Origin of the sequence: Shewanella saliphila (assembly GCF_014648295.1) — a bacterium.
Classification (GTDB): domain Bacteria; phylum Pseudomonadota; class Gammaproteobacteria; order Enterobacterales; family Shewanellaceae; genus Shewanella; species Shewanella saliphila.
In genome coordinates, this window is the sequence record NZ_BMQV01000009.1 from 59,827 (window position 1) to 80,165 (window position 20,339).

Genomic DNA, 20,339 nt, shown 5'->3' on the forward strand with positions numbered 1-20,339 from the left:
TTGAAGGCTTAAAGCAAATCAGCAAAAGGTTGAATAAACACACTTTCGCCAGCAGGAATCGATGCGGTATCGTCAGCAATAACAATAAGACAATTGGCATTGACCATTGAATTCAGCATCCCCGAGCCTTGTGCTCCGGTGGTTTTAACCTGAATTTGGCCGTTATCAGCAATGCTATATACGCCGCGCAAAAATTCAGTTCTGCCGGTTTTGCTTCGTAGCGGTTGAGCCGCAATCGCAGGTATAAATTGTGGTTGCCATTGGGTTTCGCCTGCCAATTTACGAATAGCCGGTTGCACAAATTGCATAAATGACACCATCACAGCAACAGGATTGCCGGGTAAACCAAAAAACAGACTCTGGTCAATTTTACCCACGGCTAAAGGGCGGCCTGGACGCATATTGATACGCCAGAAATGGGTACTACCCACGTTGGCCAGTGCCATTTTGATGTAATCTGCATTACCTACAGAGACACCGCCTGAGCTGATAACAATATCCGCTTTTGTTGCGGCATCGCTTAATGTGCTCGTCAGTGTTTGTTCATTATCGTCGATAATACCGAGATCAATTACCTGACACCCTAGTTTTTTCGCCATCGACAAAATAGTGTAGCGGTTAGCATCGTAAATGCAGTTAGGTTTTAACTCATCTCCTGGTTGGCTAACTTCATCACCTGTTGAAAATACTGCGACCACAGGACGCTTAAAAATAGGCAGTCGATTAAAACCAAGCGATGCCATTAAACCAAGCTCTGCAGCACCTAGTCGGCTACCTGCCGCTAATGCTACTTCACCTTGGGCAATGTCTTCACCTGCAAGGCGTACATGTTGGCCTTTGGTGATATGCTCTGCTTCAAGCAAGGTTAATTGGTTATCTTGCTCTTGAGTCAGCTCACGCGGTTGGATGGTGTCAGCACCTTGAGGCACGGTAGCGCCAGTCATAATGCGTACCGCTTCACCTGACTGTAAAACATTAGGGTAATGATGACCAGCCAATACTTCGGCAACTACTTTAAGTGGTGCTTTTGATAGGTTATCAAACGCAAAAGCATACCCATCCATTGCTGAGTTGGTTTGTTGCGGTACGTTAATTTCTGAAATGATATCGTGTGCCAGCACGCGATTATCAATATCAATTAAGTCGACGAGTTCGGTTTCGCGTGTTGGCAATACTTGGCTAAGCACTGTGCTAATGCCCTGCGAGACGCTAATGCCTTGCTCTGAACCTGTAGGTTTTGGAATGTCAGCATCGTTAAAACAAATCGGTAATTGCGCCTTTGGTGCTTGCCAGCTGTTTTTGTAATGCTCTACAAAATCAGCGATTTGTGCCACGTTATTTAAATCTAATCGTGTTAATGAGTCTGGCACTTGCGTGTCTTCGCAGCAGGCAATCGCGACGATATTGTCATCATGAACATGGATCAACGGCTTGTTGTGCGCTGCGCGGTGTAGTTCAATTTTGGGTAATGCCAGTTTTTTAAAGCCTTCAACTAGCACTATATCGACTTTATCAGCTTCAATTTGGCGAAGTAGGTGTTGTAGTTTTGGGTCATCCTCAACGGGATCTTCCGTCATTAACGCCCAGCGTACATGAGACGCAACAAGCACTTGTTTTGCGCCTGCTTTACGCATTTCGAAACTGTCTTTACCTGGGATATCAACATCAAAATTATGATGCGCATGTTTAATAACCGCTAAGCGAATACCGCGTTGGTTAAGTGCTGGAATAAGTTGTTTTAATAGCGTGGTTTTACCCGTACCACTGTATGCACAAAACCCTAGAACGGGAATAGGTAATGGATTACTAAAAACTACAGTCATCATGAACCTCTTAATAAATTACTTGGCAATTTGCTGGGCGAGTAGCTGTTTTTGTTCTGGCGTATTGACGTTAACAAAGGCATTAGGTTGGTCTGCAAAACTCTCAATAGCCACTTTATGTTGGCTATACCACAAAAACACCTTGCGATCGCCGCCATCCAAGAATGTTTGCATCGATTGTGCAAGATGGGGTTTCAGTAATAATACGACTGGTTGCTCATACTTACCATCACTGGCGATAGCAATGTCGGCTTGCTCACGCTCTAAAGCCGCTAATAACCTTGATGCTAAGTCATCTGGTAACCTAGGGCAATCACAGGGTACAACAAGCAGGTACTCTGCTTGCGTCTTTTTTAAAGCAGTTACCATTCCGGCTAAAGGCCCTAAATAGCCACTATCTTGATCATTGAAAACAGTATAACCCCATTGCTCATACTGCTTTTGATTACGGTTGGCATTAATCATAATGCCATCGACTTGATTCGTTAATTTGTCGATAGTGTGGCAAATCATGGCTTGGCCATTAAGATCCACTAAGCCTTTGTCATTGCCGCCCATGCGCCGAGCCATGCCGCCCGCTAAAATTACTGCGTCAATCTGTGGTGCCATAGTGTAATTCCGTTGTATTAGTCTGATGCACGGTTTCTGCTGCAGGAACATGCATGCTGGTATGAATGGTACGTTGTTTAATATGCCAATGCTGTTGGCATAATGCCGTAAGGCCACAGGTTTGATGGCTACTGAGTAATAGTCCTGTGCCGTCTTGTTTTAATTGATTTATCATCGCAAGCACTAAACGTTGTGACTGTTTATCCATATTTGAAATGGGCTCGTCTAACATGAGCAACTTTGGCTGAATAATCCACGCTCTAGCAATCGCCAATCGTTGTCGTTCACCACCGGATAAGTCGCTTGCATTGTGGTTAAGTAAATCTCCAAGCTGCGCCATATTGACAGCTTGAGTAATACGATCATTGCGCTCACTGACGGGTATTTTCAATTGGCTTAATGCGTACGTTAAATTGTATTTTACTGTGCCTTCAAATAAATAAGGGTGCTGATGCAAATATACCGCTTTGCCAAATAAGTTGTCAGGTTGCCACCATGGTTTTGGGGCAAAACCTTGGCTAATAACTTGCCCCTGGGTTGGGGTTATTAATCCTGCCAAAATTTTCATTAAGGTAGACTTACCCGACCCATTATCACCTTGCAGGTATATGACATCGCCTTGTTTAAACGTCAATTCGGGTACGTTGAATAACGTATTTTGGTTAAATTTCATCAGCAAATTGTGCGCGCTAATTTGCACGGTTTGCTGTTCTTGTAATGTATCTGAAATCATCATCCTAATGACTCCTTGGGAGGGCTTTGCCTCGCAATGAACCCAAAATGAAGTTTAGCACTAAGGCGAGTATGAGTAACACTAATCCCAAGGCAATGGCTTGAGCAAAATCGCCCTTGCTGGTTTCGAGCGCTATAGCTGTGGGTATATTACGAGTAACATCCATAATATTACCACCGACCATCATAGAGCAGCCCACTTCAGTCAAAATTCGGCTAAAACCAGCAACAATGGCTAACAAGAGCGGTACTCGTAATTCACGACATAATGTCCAAACCGCACGTAACCAGGAGGCGCCTAACGTTCGGGAGGTTTCCCAAGCTCGGCGATCGACACTGGAAAAAGCCGCTTGAGATAAGGCTATTAATACGGGAGCGCAAATGAGCATTTGCCCTAAAATCATGCCTTTTTGGGTAAATAACCATTTTAAATCACCCAAAGCACCATTACGAGTTAACAACAAATACACCAATAAACCAATCACAACCGTTGGAATAGATTGTAGCGTTTGCACTAAATTTATAACGATCCATCGGCCACGAAAATGGCTAAAGGCAAGGATGAAACCAAAGATAATCGACGGGATAATAGTGATCAGCAGCGCCGCAAAAGACACCGAAAATGAAATGTTAATAATGGCCCATACATCAGGGTCGAAAGATAGCAGCAAGCTAAATGCTTGCTGCAATAGGGCTAACCAGCCTTCACTCATTTCTTATAAGTTGCCTTAAACAATTGCTCTCCTTGCACGGTGAACTCGTTAATCATAGTTTGTGTTGCAGGGCTGATAAACCAGTCGCTTAATGCTTTTGCGCCTTTATGGTTTAAATCTGGGTATTTTGCTGGGTTAATCAACATAATCTGGTAAGGGTTGGCTAACGCTGCGCCACCTTCAAAGCTAATGTTAAGATTTAGTTTAGCTTTATAGGCAATATATGTTCCACGGTCTGTTAATGTATACGCTTGTAACTCATCTGCCATCAATAAGGTTTTACCCATGCCTTGGCCGACAGAAGTATAACCGTTAAAGTCAGTTGTTACGCCCGCATTTTTCCAAATCGCAAGTTCTTTCATGTTGGTGCCAGAATTATCACCACGAGAAACAAACTTACTTGGCTTATGAGCTATTTTGCCAAAAGCTTCAGCGACATCTTTGCTTGATTTTGCAGCTGCAGGGTCATTTTTAGGCCCTAATACAATAAAATCGTTTTCCATAATGCCACGAGGTTCAATACCAAAACCGTCAGCAACAAATTTTGCTTCGGCAGCAGGAGCATGAGTCATGACTACATCAACATCTCCCTGACTTGCCAGCTTTAATGCTTTACCTGTACCAGTGGCAATCACTTGAACAGTGTAACCTGACTCAGCTTCAAATTTTGGTAAAATTGCACCTAATAAGCCTGAGTTTTCGGTACTCGTTGTCGTTGCGAGTTTAATTACTTCACCCGCTAACACAACTGGGCTGAACATCGCACCACTTAATACTGTAGCGGCTAACAACATACTGACACTTGCTTTTAGTTTTAACATTTCCATTCCTTGTTATTTCAATGACCAGAATTCATCTATTTAATCAAACTGTCCTTAAGCGGCTTTTTTGCTTAATTACCAAAGCTATAAGCAAATTAAATGCCAAATGGTTTTTAAGCAAATACAGTTCACGGCTAAAATCGAAACTGTGAACTCGATCTCAAGCTGAAATAAATTATGTTAGACAAATTGTCCCATGATCACTTTTCTGTGGTTCATAGTGACCCTGTCGGATGAATTCAATGTTAAAGTGAGCTTAAGCGAGTCAAAATGTCCTAATGTAGAGTCTACTTATGAGTTCAGATGTACATATTAATCCTATAGCACACACTAGTATGTCGGTTTTAATCGTTGATGATGAACCAGGCATGCGCAGCTTTTTAAAAAAAGCGTTAACCAAAAAGTTTGCTTTAGTTGAAACCGCATCCACCATAGCAGAAGCTGAAGCGATTCGTAGTCAGGGTCATTTTGATTTATTAGTTGTTGATATTCGATTACCCGATCGCTCAGGTATTGAATGGCATGAAGCGTTAAATGATCCAGACAGACAGTCAGACATTATTTTTATGACGGGCTATGCCGACATGGATGTCGCGATTAAAGCACTGCGGGCTGGCGCATCAGATTTTATTATGAAGCCATTCCACCTTGAGCAAATGATGACAGCAGTTGATCGTTGCATCGAGAAGCGTTCATTAAAGCGTGAAAACTTTATGTTACGCCGTGAGCTTGCTCATGGGCAGTCGTCCAACATTATTGGCAATAGCGAAGCCATTCGCGATGTTAAACAGGTTATCGAACGCATTGCGCCAACCAATGCAGTGGTGTTAATTGAAGGTGAGTCAGGCACAGGTAAAGAGCTGGTGGCCAGACAATTACATCAACTCAGTGGCCGTAACGGCGCATTTGTACCCGTAAACTGTGGCGCCATAGCACCAGAGTTATTGGCCAGTGAGTTATTTGGTCATACCGCCGGCGCATTTACCGGTGCCAAAGGGATGCGTGAAGGTCTATTTAGTTATGCCTCTGGTGGCACTATCTTTTTAGATGAAATTGGCGAAATGCCAATGAACATGCAAACCGCACTCTTACGAGTGCTTGAAGAACGCACCATTAGGCCTGTCGGCAGCGAAAAAGAAATCGAAATTGATGTGCGTGTTGTTGCAGCAACCAATCGGTTATTGATCGATGAAGTTGAGGCAGGGCGTTTTCGTCGAGATTTATTTTATCGTTTAAACGTGCTCAATATTGTTATCCCTTCGTTACGCTCTCGCCCTGAAGATGTGGTCGAACTGACCCATTACTTTACATTACAGTTGTCACAAGAGCTGGGGATCAAAGACATCATTTGGAGTCATGAAGATTTACAAGTACTTCAGCAATACGACTGGCCAGGTAATATTCGTGAACTACGCAATATGATTGAACGTTGTATTTTATTGGGTAAACCCCCAGCTGAATACTGGAAAAAACCTGTCGTCACCGTGATCCCAGAAGCCATGGGTTACCCTTTAGATTGGCCATTAAAAGAAGTCGAAAAGCAGCATGTTACCCAAGTTGTTGATGCCCATAATGGTAATAAGTCTGCAGCTGCCCGTGACTTAGGTGTGTCGCGAAAAACCCTAGATCGTAAATACAAAGAGTGGGCGAATCTTGATGATGACACAGATGGAGAAGCGCAATAGTGGCGCAGTCCTCAGGCGTTATCACCCGGGTCTTTGGTATTAGCTGGCAACAGATGCAGTCAAAGATCCGTTATCGCATTTTATTTCTGACCTTATTACCCATTATATTAACGCTGGTTAGCCTGGTTTTTATCACGATATATTGGAATGTGATATATACAGGCAAGCAGTTGTTTATGAAGGTAAAGGCTGACTTGGTTGTAGCCGATAATACCTTGTCTCAAGTACAACAGCGACAACAGCACCAATTGAGTACCATCAGCGGCTCATGGGACTTTCAACATGCTTTTCAATTGTTAAATCAGAATGACCCTAAACCAAATAGCGCCGCGATTAATGCACTTAATTTGTTATTGGCGCAAAAGCAAAAAACGCTAGAGTTGGATTTTTTACGTTTAATCAGTGTGGCAGATGCCGCAGCCGATCCTGATTTACGCCTTATGTTGCACCAAACTCAGCAGCAGGCTATTTCAGGGTTAATGGTATTATCTAAAACGCAATTAGCCCGGATAAGCTCATCGCTTGCTGACAAGGCCTATGTTGAACTCGTGCCAACTCGACATGCGACAACGCCTGAACAAAAATCAGAAACTCGCGGCTTGTTGAGTCGTACATTAATGCCCGTTACCGATTTGTCTGGCAATGTATTTTGGTATCTAGATGGTGGGATTATCTTTAATGGTAATACGGCCATTGTCGACCATATTCGTGATCTTGTGTACGACAAAGGGACCTTGCCTGAGCGCTCTATCGGTACCGTCACCCTATTCTTAGACAATATTCGCATTAGCACTAATGTGCCTTTGGAGCAGTTTCCGAGTAAGCAAGACAAAAATAACCGTGCAATCGGTACATTAGTCTCTGATGAAGTCGGCCAACAAGTGTTAATTGAAGGCGAAACCTGGATTAACCGTGCGTTTGTCTTTAACGATTGGTATATATCGGGTTATTCGCCCCTGTACGATATTCGCGGTAAGCGTGTCGGCATGGTGTACGCTGGGTTTTCTGAGGCGCCCTTTTTACATAATTACTTATTAAATATTATTGAGCTCGGCACCATCCTAGTGATTGTATTGTTTTTATCTGGCTTTTTAGTGTATCGCGGTGCCAACAGTTTATTGCAACCAATAGAGTATATTCACCAGGTTGTCACGGCTGTACAAGCGGGACGCAATGTCAGAATTGGTAACCTAGGACTAAATAAAGAGAACGAACTGGCCAATTTAGCCGAACAATTTGACCGAATGCTAGACCAGTTACAACGACGTAATGCGCAAATTCAAGCCGCAGCAGAACAGCTAGAAATCAAAGTTGAACAACGCACTCGTAGTTTACAAGACAAAACTGAAGAGCTTGAGCGTAACGTCGCGCTATTGCATGCCACTCGCCAACAGCTGGTGACTAATGAAAAACTCACCGCGCTAGGTGAGTTAATTGCCGGTATCGCGCATGAAATCAATAATCCTACCGCAGTGATTTTGGGTAATATGGAATTACTCAAATACGAGCTCGGTGATGATGCTAAAGCGGTTGAAGAAGAAATCGATTTAGTTATTCAACAGGTGGGCCGGATCACCACGATTATCCGCAGTTTATTGCAGTACAGCCGCCCAGGTGAGTTTAATGCACCTATTGAGCCACAAGCCATTACTCCCATTGTCGAGGAAGTACTGCTATTGGCGCGCCACTCAATTGAGCAGCAAAAAGTTGAGTTAGTAAAAGAGCTAACAGCTACCGGCATTGTTGAAGTTAATCGACCGCAATTATTACAGGTGTTAATTAATTTAATGGTTAATGCTGCCCATGCGATTACAGACAATGGTCGTATTTGGGTAAGAACTTACGATTGGATTGAGGATGGCCAAAGTATTGGGGTAAAAATTGAGATTGAGGATGAAGGCATCGGTATTAGCAAGGAAGATTTAGGCCGTATTTTCGATCCCTTTTACACCACCCGCAAAGACGGTACAGGGTTAGGTTTATCTCTAAGCTACGGTATTATTAAGCGCCTTGGTGGCACCATTGAAGTCAAGTCAACGGTTGATGTAGGTACAGTATTTACTATTGGCTTATATCATAAAGCCAAAGATGATCAGCAACTTGGACCATACGATGGTTTGCAGTTTGGTGATAAAACTTAATATAAAAACTTAGGTAAAAAACAGGCAAAAAAAAGCCGGGTTAATAACCCGGCCACAAAGAGTGTGTGAGCAATGTCGTGCTTGCGAACTCTGTAGACCAATAAAGGTGATGAAGTCTCTATTAAGTAAACCGAGTTTTGGAACGCAAGTTAATAATAATCATTCTCATTAGTATTTGCAAGGTGTTCATTGATAAATTAGTTATCTTTACATTATGATGATTGAATATCGCAGCTGGTATTATCTAAGTAATTGAAAATAAACAGGTTATTTTATTTTTGATGGTTTGTGCCATCTGCTATGTTTACGATTACGGCAGCTAGAGACTTAAACTGGTGACTATTGGTTTGAATTTATCGAAATTTAAATAAGCGCTAAAATAACAAATATTATTAAGCCAGTAGCATGATACAACTGGCTTAATTGTGTCGCTTTGATTGCAATGCGTAAAAACAATGCGAATCGAGTTCAGTTAATTATTTACCGACTTCAACAACAATATCGTCTTGCCCCTTTGGGCTATCAAATAAAATGGTGTCCTGAAGTACTTTTAGCAATACGCCATAAGCGGGTAAAAATAGCCCTAAACTCACAATCAACTTAAAGCAGTAATCGACAGTGGCGATCTCTGGCCAATGAGTTGCCATAAAGGTATCGCTTGAGGCATAAAAAGCCACACTGAAAAACACCAGCGTATCAACCAAATTACCAATTAAAGTTGAGGCAGCAGGAGCAACCCACCATGCTTTTGCACGGCGTAACTTCGCAAACACCGTAATATCCATAAGCTGACCAATCAAATAGGCCACAAAGCTGGCAAAGGCAATGCGAAATACAAAGCTATTCCACTGAGCTAAAGCTGCAAAGTCTTGTAGTTGGCCTTGATGAAACAATACCCCCACCAAATACGACACCAATAACGCTGGGATCATCGCCTTGAGAATAATACTTCGAGCCGCTTGCTGACCAAAAATTCTCACGGTTAAATCGGTGGCTAAATACACAAACGGAAAGCTAAATGCACCCCAAGTGGTGTGGTAGCTAAATAACTGGAAAGGTAGTTGAACAAGGTAATTACTTGCGCAAATAATTAAGATATGAAAGCTGACTAATAGCATCAGTGCTCGGCGATATTTCGCCTGGGATAACTGCAACATATTGTGGCCTTTTTAATTGGGTTAGCGCGGGGTGAGGGAACCCGCTATTAATTTGATTAACAGTCTTTAAAGCACCTTCTTGGTCATTGGATTACCAACAACAGCGCCAATAAATGACTGATACAGAGAATATTATCATTATGGTTATGTTTGCCTATTTTCGCGATTTTTACCTGGCGTTATGCCAATACAAAGGTTGCTGCAAACATGGGGGCGGGATAATAGCATGGGTTATACCCAAGCGAAAGATTAAACAGTGGCTAAAAGTCGATTAAAATGGCCAACACAGTGGCCAATTTATTTTCTAATTCTTGCCATTCAGCGAGCGGATCTGAGCCTGCTACAATCCCTGCGCCGGCAAATAAATTGATTCTTCTTGGCTCTATTAAGGCACTACGAATAGCGACCGAAAACTCAGATTCATTTCGATTAAAATAACCACAAGCACCCGCATACCAACCCCGAGCGTAACCCTCGCGTTGACGAATAAAGTTTAGTGCTGCTTCGCGAGGCAGCCCGCCAACGGCAGGAGTGGGATGCAGTGCGCGTAATAATTCGAAATCACTGACCCCAGGCTGTAGTTGTGCGCGAATGGAGCGATGCAAATGCTGAATATGATTAAGTTTAAAGATTTTAGGTTGTTCGTCAGCCCCAATATATTGGCTTAGTGGCGTTAACACATCGACAATGTGCTTTCTCACCAATTGGTTTTCATGGCTGTTTTTAATGTCGTCCAATAGCGCTTGTGCGAGTAAGGTATCTTCTTCTGGATTGAGTCCGCGCACCGTTGTGCCAGCAAGCGCCTCGGTAAATAACTCTTGTTGTCGACGAAGATATAACCGCTCGGGAGAGCATGAAATAAATGCCCGTTCTGGACTAAATTGAAAGCCAAACTGAAAACTGTTGGGGTTTCTGCCTTGCCAGCATGCTAATACTGTCCAGGGGTCAATATCGTCACTCACATCAATTTGAGTGTGGCGTGACAACACCACTTTTGGCGTAGTACGGTTAAACTTTTCTTGGGTGACTTGATTAACTAATTCTTCCCAGCGCTCATAATGGGGTAAATCACTGCGGCCCATTAATGTCATTTTATGAGGTGGTGACAAAGGTTTAGGCTTTTGCACTTGTGCTATTGCGCTTAGTGCAGCTTGAATTTCTTGTTGAGGATCTGTGTCCTCAAAATTAAGATTAACCAAAATCCTAAGCTTATTACCGTGGCGGCGTAACTCTATTCTTGGTAACACAAAATGGGCACGGCCAAATTCAGGCCAGCATTCTACTGTGCGGTCAAAAGCCAAACCGCCGTAATAACGGATGTCTTGTTGACTGGTTTTATTGCGCTGCTGTTGATAAATTTTCGCTAAAGCATTGTCGTCTACTTGGTCTTCAAAAAAGAAGCTTTTACAGGCGCCAATGGCGGCAACATCTTCGTCTCTGTCTCTACCGTGCCAGTATATTTTGGGAAACTGCTGCTGTGCAGCCAGCCACGACAATAACGGTAGCGCAGGTGCTTCTACCGACAGTTGAATAATCGCTTCTCGTGCAGGAACTTTACTCAGCTGGTTAAGCTTAGTAATCAGTTCGCTGAAATGTGTTTCGAAGAAGTGACCCAAGTAGAATTTCCTCACGAGTAGAGTTATCAGCTTTACGGTAATAAAGTGATGAAATACTGTCAATTAGCAAGGTTAAATCGTGTGATCTGAATTACTAATATAACCGTATGGTCAACTTCATGGTGACATGCAGAAAAAGACACTCCCGTGATTTGAGTACGAATGAGTATATACTTTTTTAATGGTTTATAGCTCAAGCGGCCCAAGTAAACCTGCTGGCCGAGATTTGCTAGCTATAGAGAGTCAATAAAGCCTATTTTGTAAAATAGTGATTTATAAAGAGTTGCTCACATTTCTTGAGAATATGCGCTGATAAGTACATTAAATCAGTAGTCTAATAAGAGAAATTAAGTCAAAATGACGTGAGAGTTTGCGTGATGTAGATCACACTATTTAAGTTTTTCTTCCCGGAGTGCGTGTACATGAGTGATTCTGTTGAATCAAACAATGTCATAAAGATCCCTGTCGATAAGCTTGCCCTGGGCATGTTTGTTACCGCGATTGATCGCCAACAAAGTAAAATTGATATTCGCAATCCCGGTCAAATTAAGCACCGTGATGCCATTGTTAAGCTGAAAAAAAACAACATTACCACGGTATGGGTCGATGTTGAGCGCTCGTCAGATAATTGCGGCTTAAAAAAAGCCAACAAATCGAATAGCCCCACTAATCCATTGGCACGCAAAGCCACTGTTAGCCGTGATGGTCAGCAATCTCAAGCCAAAAAACTACTTGCTGAGGCGAAAGGCTTAATCAAAAAAGTGATGTCTGAAACCTTCGAGGGCAAAGCCATTGAAGTCGGCCAAATTGAAGATGTTGCAGACAAAATGATTGAATCGGTGATAGCCGATGCCGATGCATTTAAGTGTATTTCTGCACTACGCACCAAAGATGCCTATCTGCTTGAACACTCAATTAATGTCGCATTTTTATTAGTGACTTTTGGTAAACACTTAGGCCTTGATCGCGAATTGATCAAACAAATGGCCGTAGGCGGTATTTTGCATGATATTGGCAAAATTAAAGTCGACAATGAAGTGCTACATAAACCAGGGCGACTGACGCCAGAAGAGTTTGAACACATGAAGTTGCATCAAGTGTATGCAATGGAAATCATGAACGAAACTCAAGGCTTGTCGCAAGTGAGTAAAGATGTGTGTTTAATGCATCATGAAAAGCTTGATGGCAAAGGTTACCCTAATGGCTTAACTGAATCTCAAATCCCTCAACATGGCCGTATGAGTTGCATTGTGGATATTTTTGATGCGTTAACTGCGACTCGTTGTTACAAAGAAGCCATGAGTCCAGCGGCAGCATTTAAAATTTTATTGAGTTTAACGCCATTTCATTTAGATCAAAAACTGGTGTATGAATTTATACGTTGTGTGGGGATTTACCCCGTTGGCTCGTTGGTGCAATTATCTGACGAACGTGTCGGCATAGTGTGGGATTCCAAAGGTCGTGATGCATTACATCCCATCGTAAAATGTTTTTATTCACTAAAACATAAACGCTATACCGAGGTCGCGCTAGTTGATATACACAAAGTGGATATCAATATTGAGCGTGGCGTTTCTCCGGGGACACTTGAAGTCGATCCAACTCCTTTTTATTAATGCATTTATCGCAGCAAGATGGCTTGCTGCGATATTGATATCGCGTTAATTAAGCGTTCGATAACCGGTATGCTCAGTATGTTGTACTAACCCATTCAAATGACTCCCCTCTAAAGAACAATTCTCATCAATATCTGTGAATGCAGTGGCGCACCTAATGCATCTTTTGTGTTTGTCTCATTTTAGCCTACCTTCTCGTGAGAATAAGGGGGATTAAAATATCATTGAATACAGGTCGCGATATTTCGTGACTTAGTTATACTAAACCCATACTTGTTTAATGCTGTGGTTTATATGACTGATTTACCCCTCAACCAATTGCCAACTTCAAGGCATTTTTTACCTGAAAACACCTTGCTGCTTAACGCCATGAGCGAGGGCGTTTATGGTTTTGATTTAGACGGCAATGCGGTGTTTATCAACCCCGCGGCAGAGCAAATGACCGGCTGGAAGAGTGAAGAGTTGATTGGTAAAAACATTCACGATTGTCATCATCACAGCCATGCCGACGGCAGTCATTACCCGCAACATGATTGCCCGATTTATCGTACTTTGCATGACGCCATTCCGCGCCAGGTATCTGATGATGTCTTTTGGCGTAAAGACGGTAGCAGTTTTCCGGTGTATTACAGCTCAACCCCGGTTTACCATCAGCAAAAGCTGGTTGGTGTAATCGCGATATTTCGTGATGTGAGCATGCAAAAGCATACCGAACAATCACTGAGGCAAGCATTGGCACAGGTGCAGGCATTGTCTGAACGCCTCGCGTCAGAAAACCAATACTTACTCACAGAGCTACAAGGTCAGCAAGGCGCGTTAGGCCTTTCAGGTAATAGCCAACCGATTAAGCAGTTAATCCAACAAATTAATTTGGTGGCCAATACCGACAGCACGGTACTGATTTGCGGCGAAAATGGCACAGGCAAAGAGTTAGTGGCTCGCAGTTTACATCGCTTGAGTCACCGTAAAGATCAGCCCATGGTCAGTGTTAACTGCGCGGCTTTTTCCAGTGCGTTATTAGAAAGTGAGCTATTTGGCCATGAAAAAGGTGCATTTACTGGTGCAACCGCGCGGCGTAAAGGTCGCTTTGAGCTGGCCCACAATGGCAGTTTATTTTTAGATGAAATTGCCGAGCTGAGTTTATCTGCCCAATCAAAGCTGTTACGGGTTATTCAAGAGCAAAGCTTTGAGCGGGTCGGCAGTAGCGAAACGATCAGCGTGAATATTCGTTTAATTGCGGCAACTCACCATGATTTAGCCGCGCGAGTAGAACAAGGCTTATTTCGAATGGATTTATATTATCGCTTAAATGTATTTCCGATTACCGTGCCACCATTACGCGAACGCCGCGAAGATATCCCACAGTTGGTGAGCGACTTAGCGGCATCGCTGGGTAAAAAGCTAGGTAAAAAAATCACCAAGGTCAGTAGTAAAGGTCTTAAAAAACTTCAACAGTACACCTGGCCTGGTAACGTGCGAGAGCTTCAAAACTTGATTGAGCGAGAAATCATTTTGTCGCCAAATGGCCAGTTGTCATTTAATACCTTGCCGGCATTGGTATCAGCGCCGTCAACCACGACAATATTAACCATGGCAGAAGCCGAAGCTGCGCACATAGTGACTGCGCTTAACGCAACGCATTGGCGAATTTCAGGCCCGCAAGGTGCTGCTGCCATGCTGAATATGCCGGCTAGTACGTTGCGCTCGCGTATGAAAAAACTCGCCATAACCCGATAAACAAATCTATGACGCGAATTGTCATCGCGATATATCGCCATTTACACGATATATCGTGACTTCCTGTGAGCGTTTAAAAGCATAAACCGATTAAAATCAGCTCGTTAGGTTCTGTTTTTAGTTGGCTTAGTCTTTGCTATAGCAGGGCAATACCGTGTTATAGGAAACCAGTTATGCCCAACTCATCAGTTCAAACTGCATCAGCGTCTCAATCTAGCGCTAAAATCAATGCTTCGCAGCGCATTCCGGTGGTTCAAATTGCCACGCCATCAGCAAAAATACATGTGCGTGAACAAAAGGGTGTTTTTCAACGTTTGCGTCAGCACAGCAATACCTTACTCATCGCGTTATTCTTTTTACTGCCTTTTATTAACTATCAGGGCCGCCAGGCGATTTTGTTTGATGTCACCGAGCAGCAATTCTTTTTCTTTAATCTCACCTTATGGCCACAGGACTTTACTGTATTAGCGTGGTTTTTTATGGCGGCTGCGTTTGCGTTGTTTTTTGTTACCGTATATTGGGGCCGTGTGTGGTGTGGTTTTTTGTGTCCACAAACCGCCTGGACATTTATCTATATGTGGATTGAAGCCAACATTGAAGGTAACCATCATCATCGAGCTGCACTAGACAAAGCGCCATGGACGTTAAGTAAATTGCGTAAATGTTTCACTAAGCATGCGCTGTGGATAGTGTTTGCGTTGCTTACGGGCTGCGGGTTTATCAGCTATTTTATGCCTGCGCGTGAACTGTATATTGATATTTTTACTGCAAGCAGTGGTTTTTGGACCGGTGCCTGGGTGTGGTTTTTTGCCATTTGTACTTATTTAAATGCCGGCTGGATGCGTGAAATGATGTGCCTGCATTGTTGCCCCTACTCGCGCTTTCAAGCGGTGATGTTTGACGCTAATACCAAAACAGTGAGTTATGATGCGGCGCGCGGCGAGTCTCGTGGGCCGCGTAAACGTGCCCAAAAAACAGCGTTAGGTGACTGCGTTGACTGCAACTTATGTGTCGATGTTTGCCCTACAGGTATTGATATTCGTAACGGCTTGCAATACGAGTGCATTAACTGTGGTGCCTGTGTTGATGCCTGTAATCAAACCATGGAAAAGTTTGGCTATGCACCCAATTTAATCAGTTTTACCAGCGAAAACGCCTTAAAAGGTCAGCCTAAAGCCAGTGTGTTTTCACTCAAAGCCCTAGGATATGCCAGCGCACTGCTAATAATGATTGGATTAATTATTATCGATTTAAGTCAAATGAGTGATATTCAGCTTAATGTCATCCGCGATCGTCAAACCTTGTACCGTGAAGTGGGTGTCGATAGGGTTGAAAACAGCTATCAGCTTAAAATTCGTAATAAAACTCAACAAGCAGCTGTATATCAAATTGCAGTGCGCAGTAATAAAACGCCCTCGTTGACCATAGTGACCGACACTGTGGTGCAGATAAAACCTGGCGAACAATTAGATTATCCCATTACGGTTAGCGGTCGTCGTAGTGATCGCGTTGATGACACAAGCCAGCAAACACTGCAATTTAGTGTGACTCAAATTAACAGTGTGGCTAACTTAACCCCTGTGGAGCCAGAAAATCAGGTGACGCAGCAATCACGCTTTTTTTGGCCGTAATCATCAAGTCATCAATTTACAACTAACACAATAACAAAAAGGCTTCTCACATTGATTAAATGGGAGAAGCCTTTTCTGCTTGATACTCGCAATGTATTACCACAAATTACTGTGTCGACTATTTATCGCTTTGGGCATGCATCACCTTAAGTATGCATTAACGCTGATGTAAAGCGTAGTCTGTGCCATCTTTAGCAGTAAATACCTTGCAGTTACCTTCAGTAGGTTGGCAGCTAGTGTGTAATAAGCTGATCCACTGTTTGTAAGGTGTCGGTAAGTTTTTAATCGGCATAGAGACTTGAATATCTTCAATATGCGCACTGTCTGTTGCCCCTAAGGTACCAAGGCGATCAAAACAAATTTCTACATGGGTATCGTTGTTTTTCAATACCACAGAGGTCGGCTCATTTTTGTGGCCCGTTAGCGCCACAAATTGACATGGATTTTGTAAGCCACACTGGGTGCCATCTTTTAAGAAGGCCAGTAAGTGGTTGTAGTAAACCACGTAACTGCACACATCTTGATGTGAACCATTGGCTAATGGGAATTGTGCATCCAAAAAGTCTTTTGCATTTGTGCTGCGATCTTGTTGGTTCGTTGTCGCCACAAATTGCTCACCGATGAAGCGGTTAAGGTTTTGGGTGGCTGTATTGCTTGCTTGAGTAGACATATTCATCGCCTTATCCTCTTCTTGTGTTGTAGGTCAGAAATTAATTTTGTTATTTGTTTACTATTAAGCCTTGTTACCAGCTTGATTTTTAGTCTATGCTATTTTTACAAAGAATTTCACAATAAAAATTTTACACTGTGAATTATACAAAATGAGAAATGAAAAAAGCTTAATGCGAAAGACCCATTTTTTGGGCACAAAGATAAGAAACTTGCGTAAACGCAATAACTTAACAATGGAAGACTTGTCAGCACGTTGTGTACGTGTGGACTCGAGTAACGCGCCTTCGGTGTCATACTTATCGATGATAGAGCGCGGAAAACGGGTTCCAAGTGCCCATATGTTGGCTGTTATTGCCGCAGTTTTTCAAAAAGAAGTTGATTGGTTCCTTGATGATGTGCCAGAGGATGAAGCGATTACGCCAGAAAAAGGCAACAAAGGCGGGGTTAGCGGTATGCCGCTCGAACCAAGCTTTTTGTTTTCTAATGATATTTTGCAAATCGCCATTCCTGAAATGTTATCGCAAACCGGTACCAGTGGTCGTCAGTTTGCCCACTTGCTTATTCGTGCACACCAGGAACATCACCAAAACCACTTTCCTGATCTTGAGCGCGCCGCTGAAGAGGTGGGCTTAAAGCGTATGCCGCTAGCCATTGAAGACATCATGGATATTGCCAAAGGCATGGGGCTAAAAATTAAGTGGATTGATCGTGCGCCAAAAGAAGTGATGGACGAAAGGGGCATGAGCTCCAAACAATTAGTCACCTCCTTTTTTGAACCGCCTGGCACTATTTACGTTAGCAATATTTTAAAAACGAGACCTAACCGTCTTAAATATGACCTAGCCGTGCATATTGGCCATTGTGTATTACACAACAAAGACGGACTAAAGAGTGTCATGATGTCGGGGCGCAGAGAAGACTCTGAAGACGCCTATGCACCGCAATCAAATAACATTAATGCCCAAGACATTTTGCATGCCTGGCGAGACTTTGAATCAAGCTTTTTTGCCGGTGCATTATTGTGCCCTAAAGTACCTTACCGGCAGTTGCTTGACCGTCACGGCTACGAAATTAGCGTGCATAAACAATTGCAAGTTTCGGCCTCGGTGGCCATGCGCCGCATGACGGTCGTGTCACCTTATACTCATTGGCATTACTTTGATGCTTATGCACCTGGCAAGCTTAAAGCCGTATATCGCGGTAATGGTATTCCACTGCCATGGGGTAATATGCGCCTTGTAGAAGATCCGTGTCAGCATTGGGCTGTATTTAGAATGATCAGTGAGCCAACAGAAGGTACCTCGGCGCAGATATCAATTTTAAATGTCGGTAATGAACCGCGGATTTATTGTTGTGAGTCGATCAAAGTCGATGACTCGGCGGGTAACCCACATGTGTTGTGTGCCGGTATTGATCTCAATCCGGCAATTGAGGCGCAAGGCAAAGATGCGCAGTCGATTGCCAACGATTTAAAACAAGCCTGTGCTGGCAATGGCGGCTCAATTGACATCCCTAAACACATTAAAAAAGACCTCACCAGCGTGGCGAAAATCCTCAATATTAATTGGATTGAGCGCGGGATTAAAAACGAAGCAAGGTTAATTTGTTCGCGTGGCGCTGTATGTCCGCGCCAGCCAAGTTGTTATGCAGCTGGGCGAAACCTGTGTGAAGATAATTAATTCACACAAATTGCGCATCAAGTAACTCAAATAAAAATTGGCCGAGTTGGGTTTGATGTTGTTGAGTGTGTGGCCCCGTGGTTATTGGGCACTCATCAGCAAAAAACTCAGCCAGCTGCTCGATTTGTTTTGCATCCCATTCAGGATGAAATTGCAAACCAATGGCATGCTGGTGGCGGTACATTTGTACCGGACATTGTTCACTTGAGGCCAATACTGCAATATGCTGCGGCAAGGTTATGGCTTGTTCATGCCATTGCGGAACCGTTAATACGCTGCCGTCATTAAAGGTAATATCTTGCCAGCCCAGTTCCGGTGCTGGCATTTCAATGACCTGGCCGCCAAGTTGAGCCGCCAGTAATTGCGCCCCTAAGCATATGGCTAAAATCGGGCGTTGTAATATTAACGCTTGTGTAATCAATTCAGCTTCAGCTTGCATCCATAGCGGGTTATCAGCCACATTCATTGGCCCGCCCAACACAATCAAACCATGATAATTAGCCAGTGACTCTGGAAAATCCTCCGGTGCATAAAAGCAATCCAGTTTAATGTTGTGATGTTGTGCCCATACTGCAATGCGCCCGACTCCTTCAGCGGGGTGATGCTGAAATACGGCGAGAGTGCATTGGCTCATTTTAACTCACCGAGTTCAAGGTAAATACGTTGCACATTGGTGACATCGGGTAACGCGGATGATAATTGCGCTTCAGTATTAAATAAGTGCTGCTTTGCGGCGAGTGTTACCGTTTTAGGCAAAGAGGCATTTACCTCATCAAGACGCACAATATGGTCAGCATCAGGGCGAGACGTCAGTGTGTTAACTAAAAACTGCACCTTGTCATTTGGTTGATAATTGAGATTAAAGTAATGGTTGTTCGCCTCTTTAGCTAAACCACTTTCAAGGGGTAATAGAGTAAAGAGTTCCATTTTATCAACATTGATTGTTTGCGCCTGCCATTGCATTTCACCACCGCGTTCAAAGTGTCCTTTAACCACATCTACCGTCAGTTGAGTGATGCTTTGTGGGTGCTGTGGGTCTAATAGTGATAAATCAAAAGTGGTAGGTACTATGGTCCAAACGGGGTCATGACTATTAGCTGACGCCCGAATACCCTTAATGACTTCGGCCTGGATTTTTGGGTCCGCAAACGACAATTGATACACAACTTGCGCGTTGTGCGGCTGATGAAACATAGGCAAATGTGAGGCAAAAAGGCCATATTGACTGCCAAATAACAACATACCATGTAAGCCCATCTTTACTGGATGCTCTGCATGTTGGCTGTGATCTTGCTGCTCTGTTGCATGGCTATTTATGCTTGATAAGCTCAACGCCAACATTAAGTAAGGTATGACCTTATAAGCTTTTTTAATCAAAGAGATAGGCTGGTAAATTTTGCCAAGTTTCTTTAAAGGTAAAGATAACATCGCAGTGTATTTTGGATAAAACAGCATGGTGGTGGCTCCTGTCTGAAACTGAACAGATGGGGCCGTCCCCGGGTGAAGTCCTAAGCCATATTTTAGGTTGAGGTCGTCCTCAGGCAAATATGTTAACGATTTGCAGTACAAAAAACCAGTCGCACATATTGGACTGCATTCCAAAATATCAATTAGTTAACAATTTTCTGTAAAGTTATACCTACAATTGATTAGTTAACATTGAGCTATCTTTTAAACAAACATTAACAGTGGTTCCCATTTTGGAAT

Annotated in this window: 16 protein-coding genes; 6 read left to right on the plus strand and 10 right to left on the minus strand. The window is 43.2% G+C overall.

From position 1 onward, the window contains the following. Positions 1–8: 8 nt before the first annotated feature. From IEY48_RS06690 to IEY48_RS06710, 5 genes are read right to left on the minus strand one after another with little or no spacing between them, the layout of a single operon-like run. Entirely contained in the window at positions 9–1,823 is a 1,815-nt protein-coding gene (locus IEY48_RS06690) for a bifunctional molybdopterin-guanine dinucleotide biosynthesis adaptor protein MobB/molybdopterin molybdotransferase MoeA (protein WP_188918632.1), read from the minus strand. Between the two features lie 18 nt (positions 1,824–1,841). Beyond that, positions 1,842–2,432, minus strand: a complete 591-nt coding sequence (gene mobA, locus IEY48_RS06695; protein WP_188918533.1) for a molybdenum cofactor guanylyltransferase MobA — start codon at positions 2,430–2,432, stop codon at positions 1,842–1,844. Beyond that, entirely contained in the window at positions 2,416–3,165 is a 750-nt protein-coding gene (locus IEY48_RS06700; protein ID WP_373293708.1) for an energy-coupling factor ABC transporter ATP-binding protein, read from the minus strand. The genes mobA and IEY48_RS06700 overlap by 17 nt, the downstream gene beginning before the upstream one ends. Before the next feature lie 4 nt (positions 3,166–3,169). Next, complete coding sequence (locus IEY48_RS06705; protein ID WP_188918536.1) at positions 3,170–3,877, minus strand: ABC transporter permease; 708 nt, start codon at positions 3,875–3,877, stop codon at positions 3,170–3,172. After that, positions 3,874–4,671 carry an ABC transporter substrate-binding protein gene (locus tag IEY48_RS06710; protein ID WP_373293709.1) on the minus strand — a complete coding sequence of 266 codons (798 nt, stop codon included), beginning with the start codon at positions 4,669–4,671 and terminating at the stop codon, positions 3,874–3,876. Before IEY48_RS06710 ends, IEY48_RS06705 begins: the two co-directional genes overlap by 4 nt. A gap of 320 nt (positions 4,672–4,991) precedes the next feature. Here IEY48_RS06710 and IEY48_RS06715 point away from each other — a divergent pair, with 320 nt between their 5' ends. Further along, positions 4,992–6,383: a sigma-54-dependent transcriptional regulator gene (locus IEY48_RS06715; RefSeq protein WP_188918539.1), complete on the plus strand. Its 1,392-nt coding sequence runs from the start codon at positions 4,992–4,994 to the stop codon at positions 6,381–6,383. A 53-nt stretch (positions 6,384–6,436) separates the two neighbouring features. Then, complete coding sequence (locus tag IEY48_RS06720) at positions 6,437–8,524, plus strand: sensor histidine kinase (protein WP_188918634.1); 2,088 nt, start codon at positions 6,437–6,439, stop codon at positions 8,522–8,524. Between the two features lie 476 nt (positions 8,525–9,000). Here the strand turns inward: IEY48_RS06720 and IEY48_RS06725 are convergent, their stop codons facing one another. Both IEY48_RS06725 and IEY48_RS06730 read right to left on the minus strand, forming a co-directional pair. Further along, positions 9,001–9,681, minus strand: a complete 681-nt coding sequence (locus tag IEY48_RS06725; protein WP_188918540.1) for a 7-cyano-7-deazaguanine/7-aminomethyl-7-deazaguanine transporter — start codon at positions 9,679–9,681, stop codon at positions 9,001–9,003. Between the two features lie 260 nt (positions 9,682–9,941). Next, complete coding sequence (locus IEY48_RS06730; RefSeq protein ID WP_188918543.1) at positions 9,942–11,297, minus strand: isochorismate synthase; 1,356 nt, start codon at positions 11,295–11,297, stop codon at positions 9,942–9,944. Between the two features lie 422 nt (positions 11,298–11,719). Between IEY48_RS06730 and IEY48_RS06735 the strand changes: the two genes are divergently transcribed. The 3 genes from IEY48_RS06735 to ccoG all read left to right on the plus strand — a co-directional run bounded on the left by IEY48_RS06735 (position 11,720) and on the right by ccoG (position 16,281). Then, positions 11,720–12,913 (plus strand): cyclic di-GMP phosphodiesterase, encoded by a 1,194-nt coding sequence (locus IEY48_RS06735; protein ID WP_188918545.1) that lies wholly within the window; start codon positions 11,720–11,722, stop codon positions 12,911–12,913. A 294-nt stretch (positions 12,914–13,207) separates the two neighbouring features. Further along, positions 13,208–14,650, plus strand: a complete 1,443-nt coding sequence (locus tag IEY48_RS06740; RefSeq protein ID WP_188918547.1) for a sigma-54 interaction domain-containing protein — start codon at positions 13,208–13,210, stop codon at positions 14,648–14,650. 173 nt (positions 14,651–14,823) lie between these two features. Continuing rightward, the gene (gene ccoG, locus IEY48_RS06745) at positions 14,824–16,281 is read left to right on the plus strand and encodes a cytochrome c oxidase accessory protein CcoG (protein WP_188918549.1); all 1,458 of its coding nucleotides are present in this window, start codon (positions 14,824–14,826) and stop codon (positions 16,279–16,281) included. 157 nt (positions 16,282–16,438) lie between these two features. Here the strand turns inward: ccoG and IEY48_RS06750 are convergent, their stop codons facing one another. Further along, positions 16,439–16,951, minus strand: coding sequence for an aldolase/citrate lyase/malate synthase family protein (locus IEY48_RS06750; RefSeq protein ID WP_229780021.1), 513 nt, complete (start codon positions 16,949–16,951; stop codon positions 16,439–16,441). 151 nt (positions 16,952–17,102) lie between these two features. Here IEY48_RS06750 and IEY48_RS06755 point away from each other — a divergent pair, with 151 nt between their 5' ends. Next, complete coding sequence (locus IEY48_RS06755) at positions 17,103–18,632, plus strand: DUF3612 domain-containing protein (RefSeq protein WP_188918553.1); 1,530 nt, start codon at positions 17,103–17,105, stop codon at positions 18,630–18,632. A gap of 1 nt (position 18,633) precedes the next feature. Here the strand turns inward: IEY48_RS06755 and IEY48_RS06760 are convergent, their stop codons facing one another. Further along, positions 18,634–19,266 (minus strand): type 1 glutamine amidotransferase, encoded by a 633-nt coding sequence (locus IEY48_RS06760; RefSeq protein ID WP_188918555.1) that lies wholly within the window; start codon positions 19,264–19,266, stop codon positions 18,634–18,636. Continuing rightward, positions 19,263–20,087, minus strand: coding sequence for a hypothetical protein (locus IEY48_RS06765; RefSeq protein WP_188918557.1), 825 nt, complete (start codon positions 20,085–20,087; stop codon positions 19,263–19,265). The genes IEY48_RS06760 and IEY48_RS06765 overlap by 4 nt, the downstream gene beginning before the upstream one ends. Positions 20,088–20,339 lie beyond the last annotated feature (252 nt).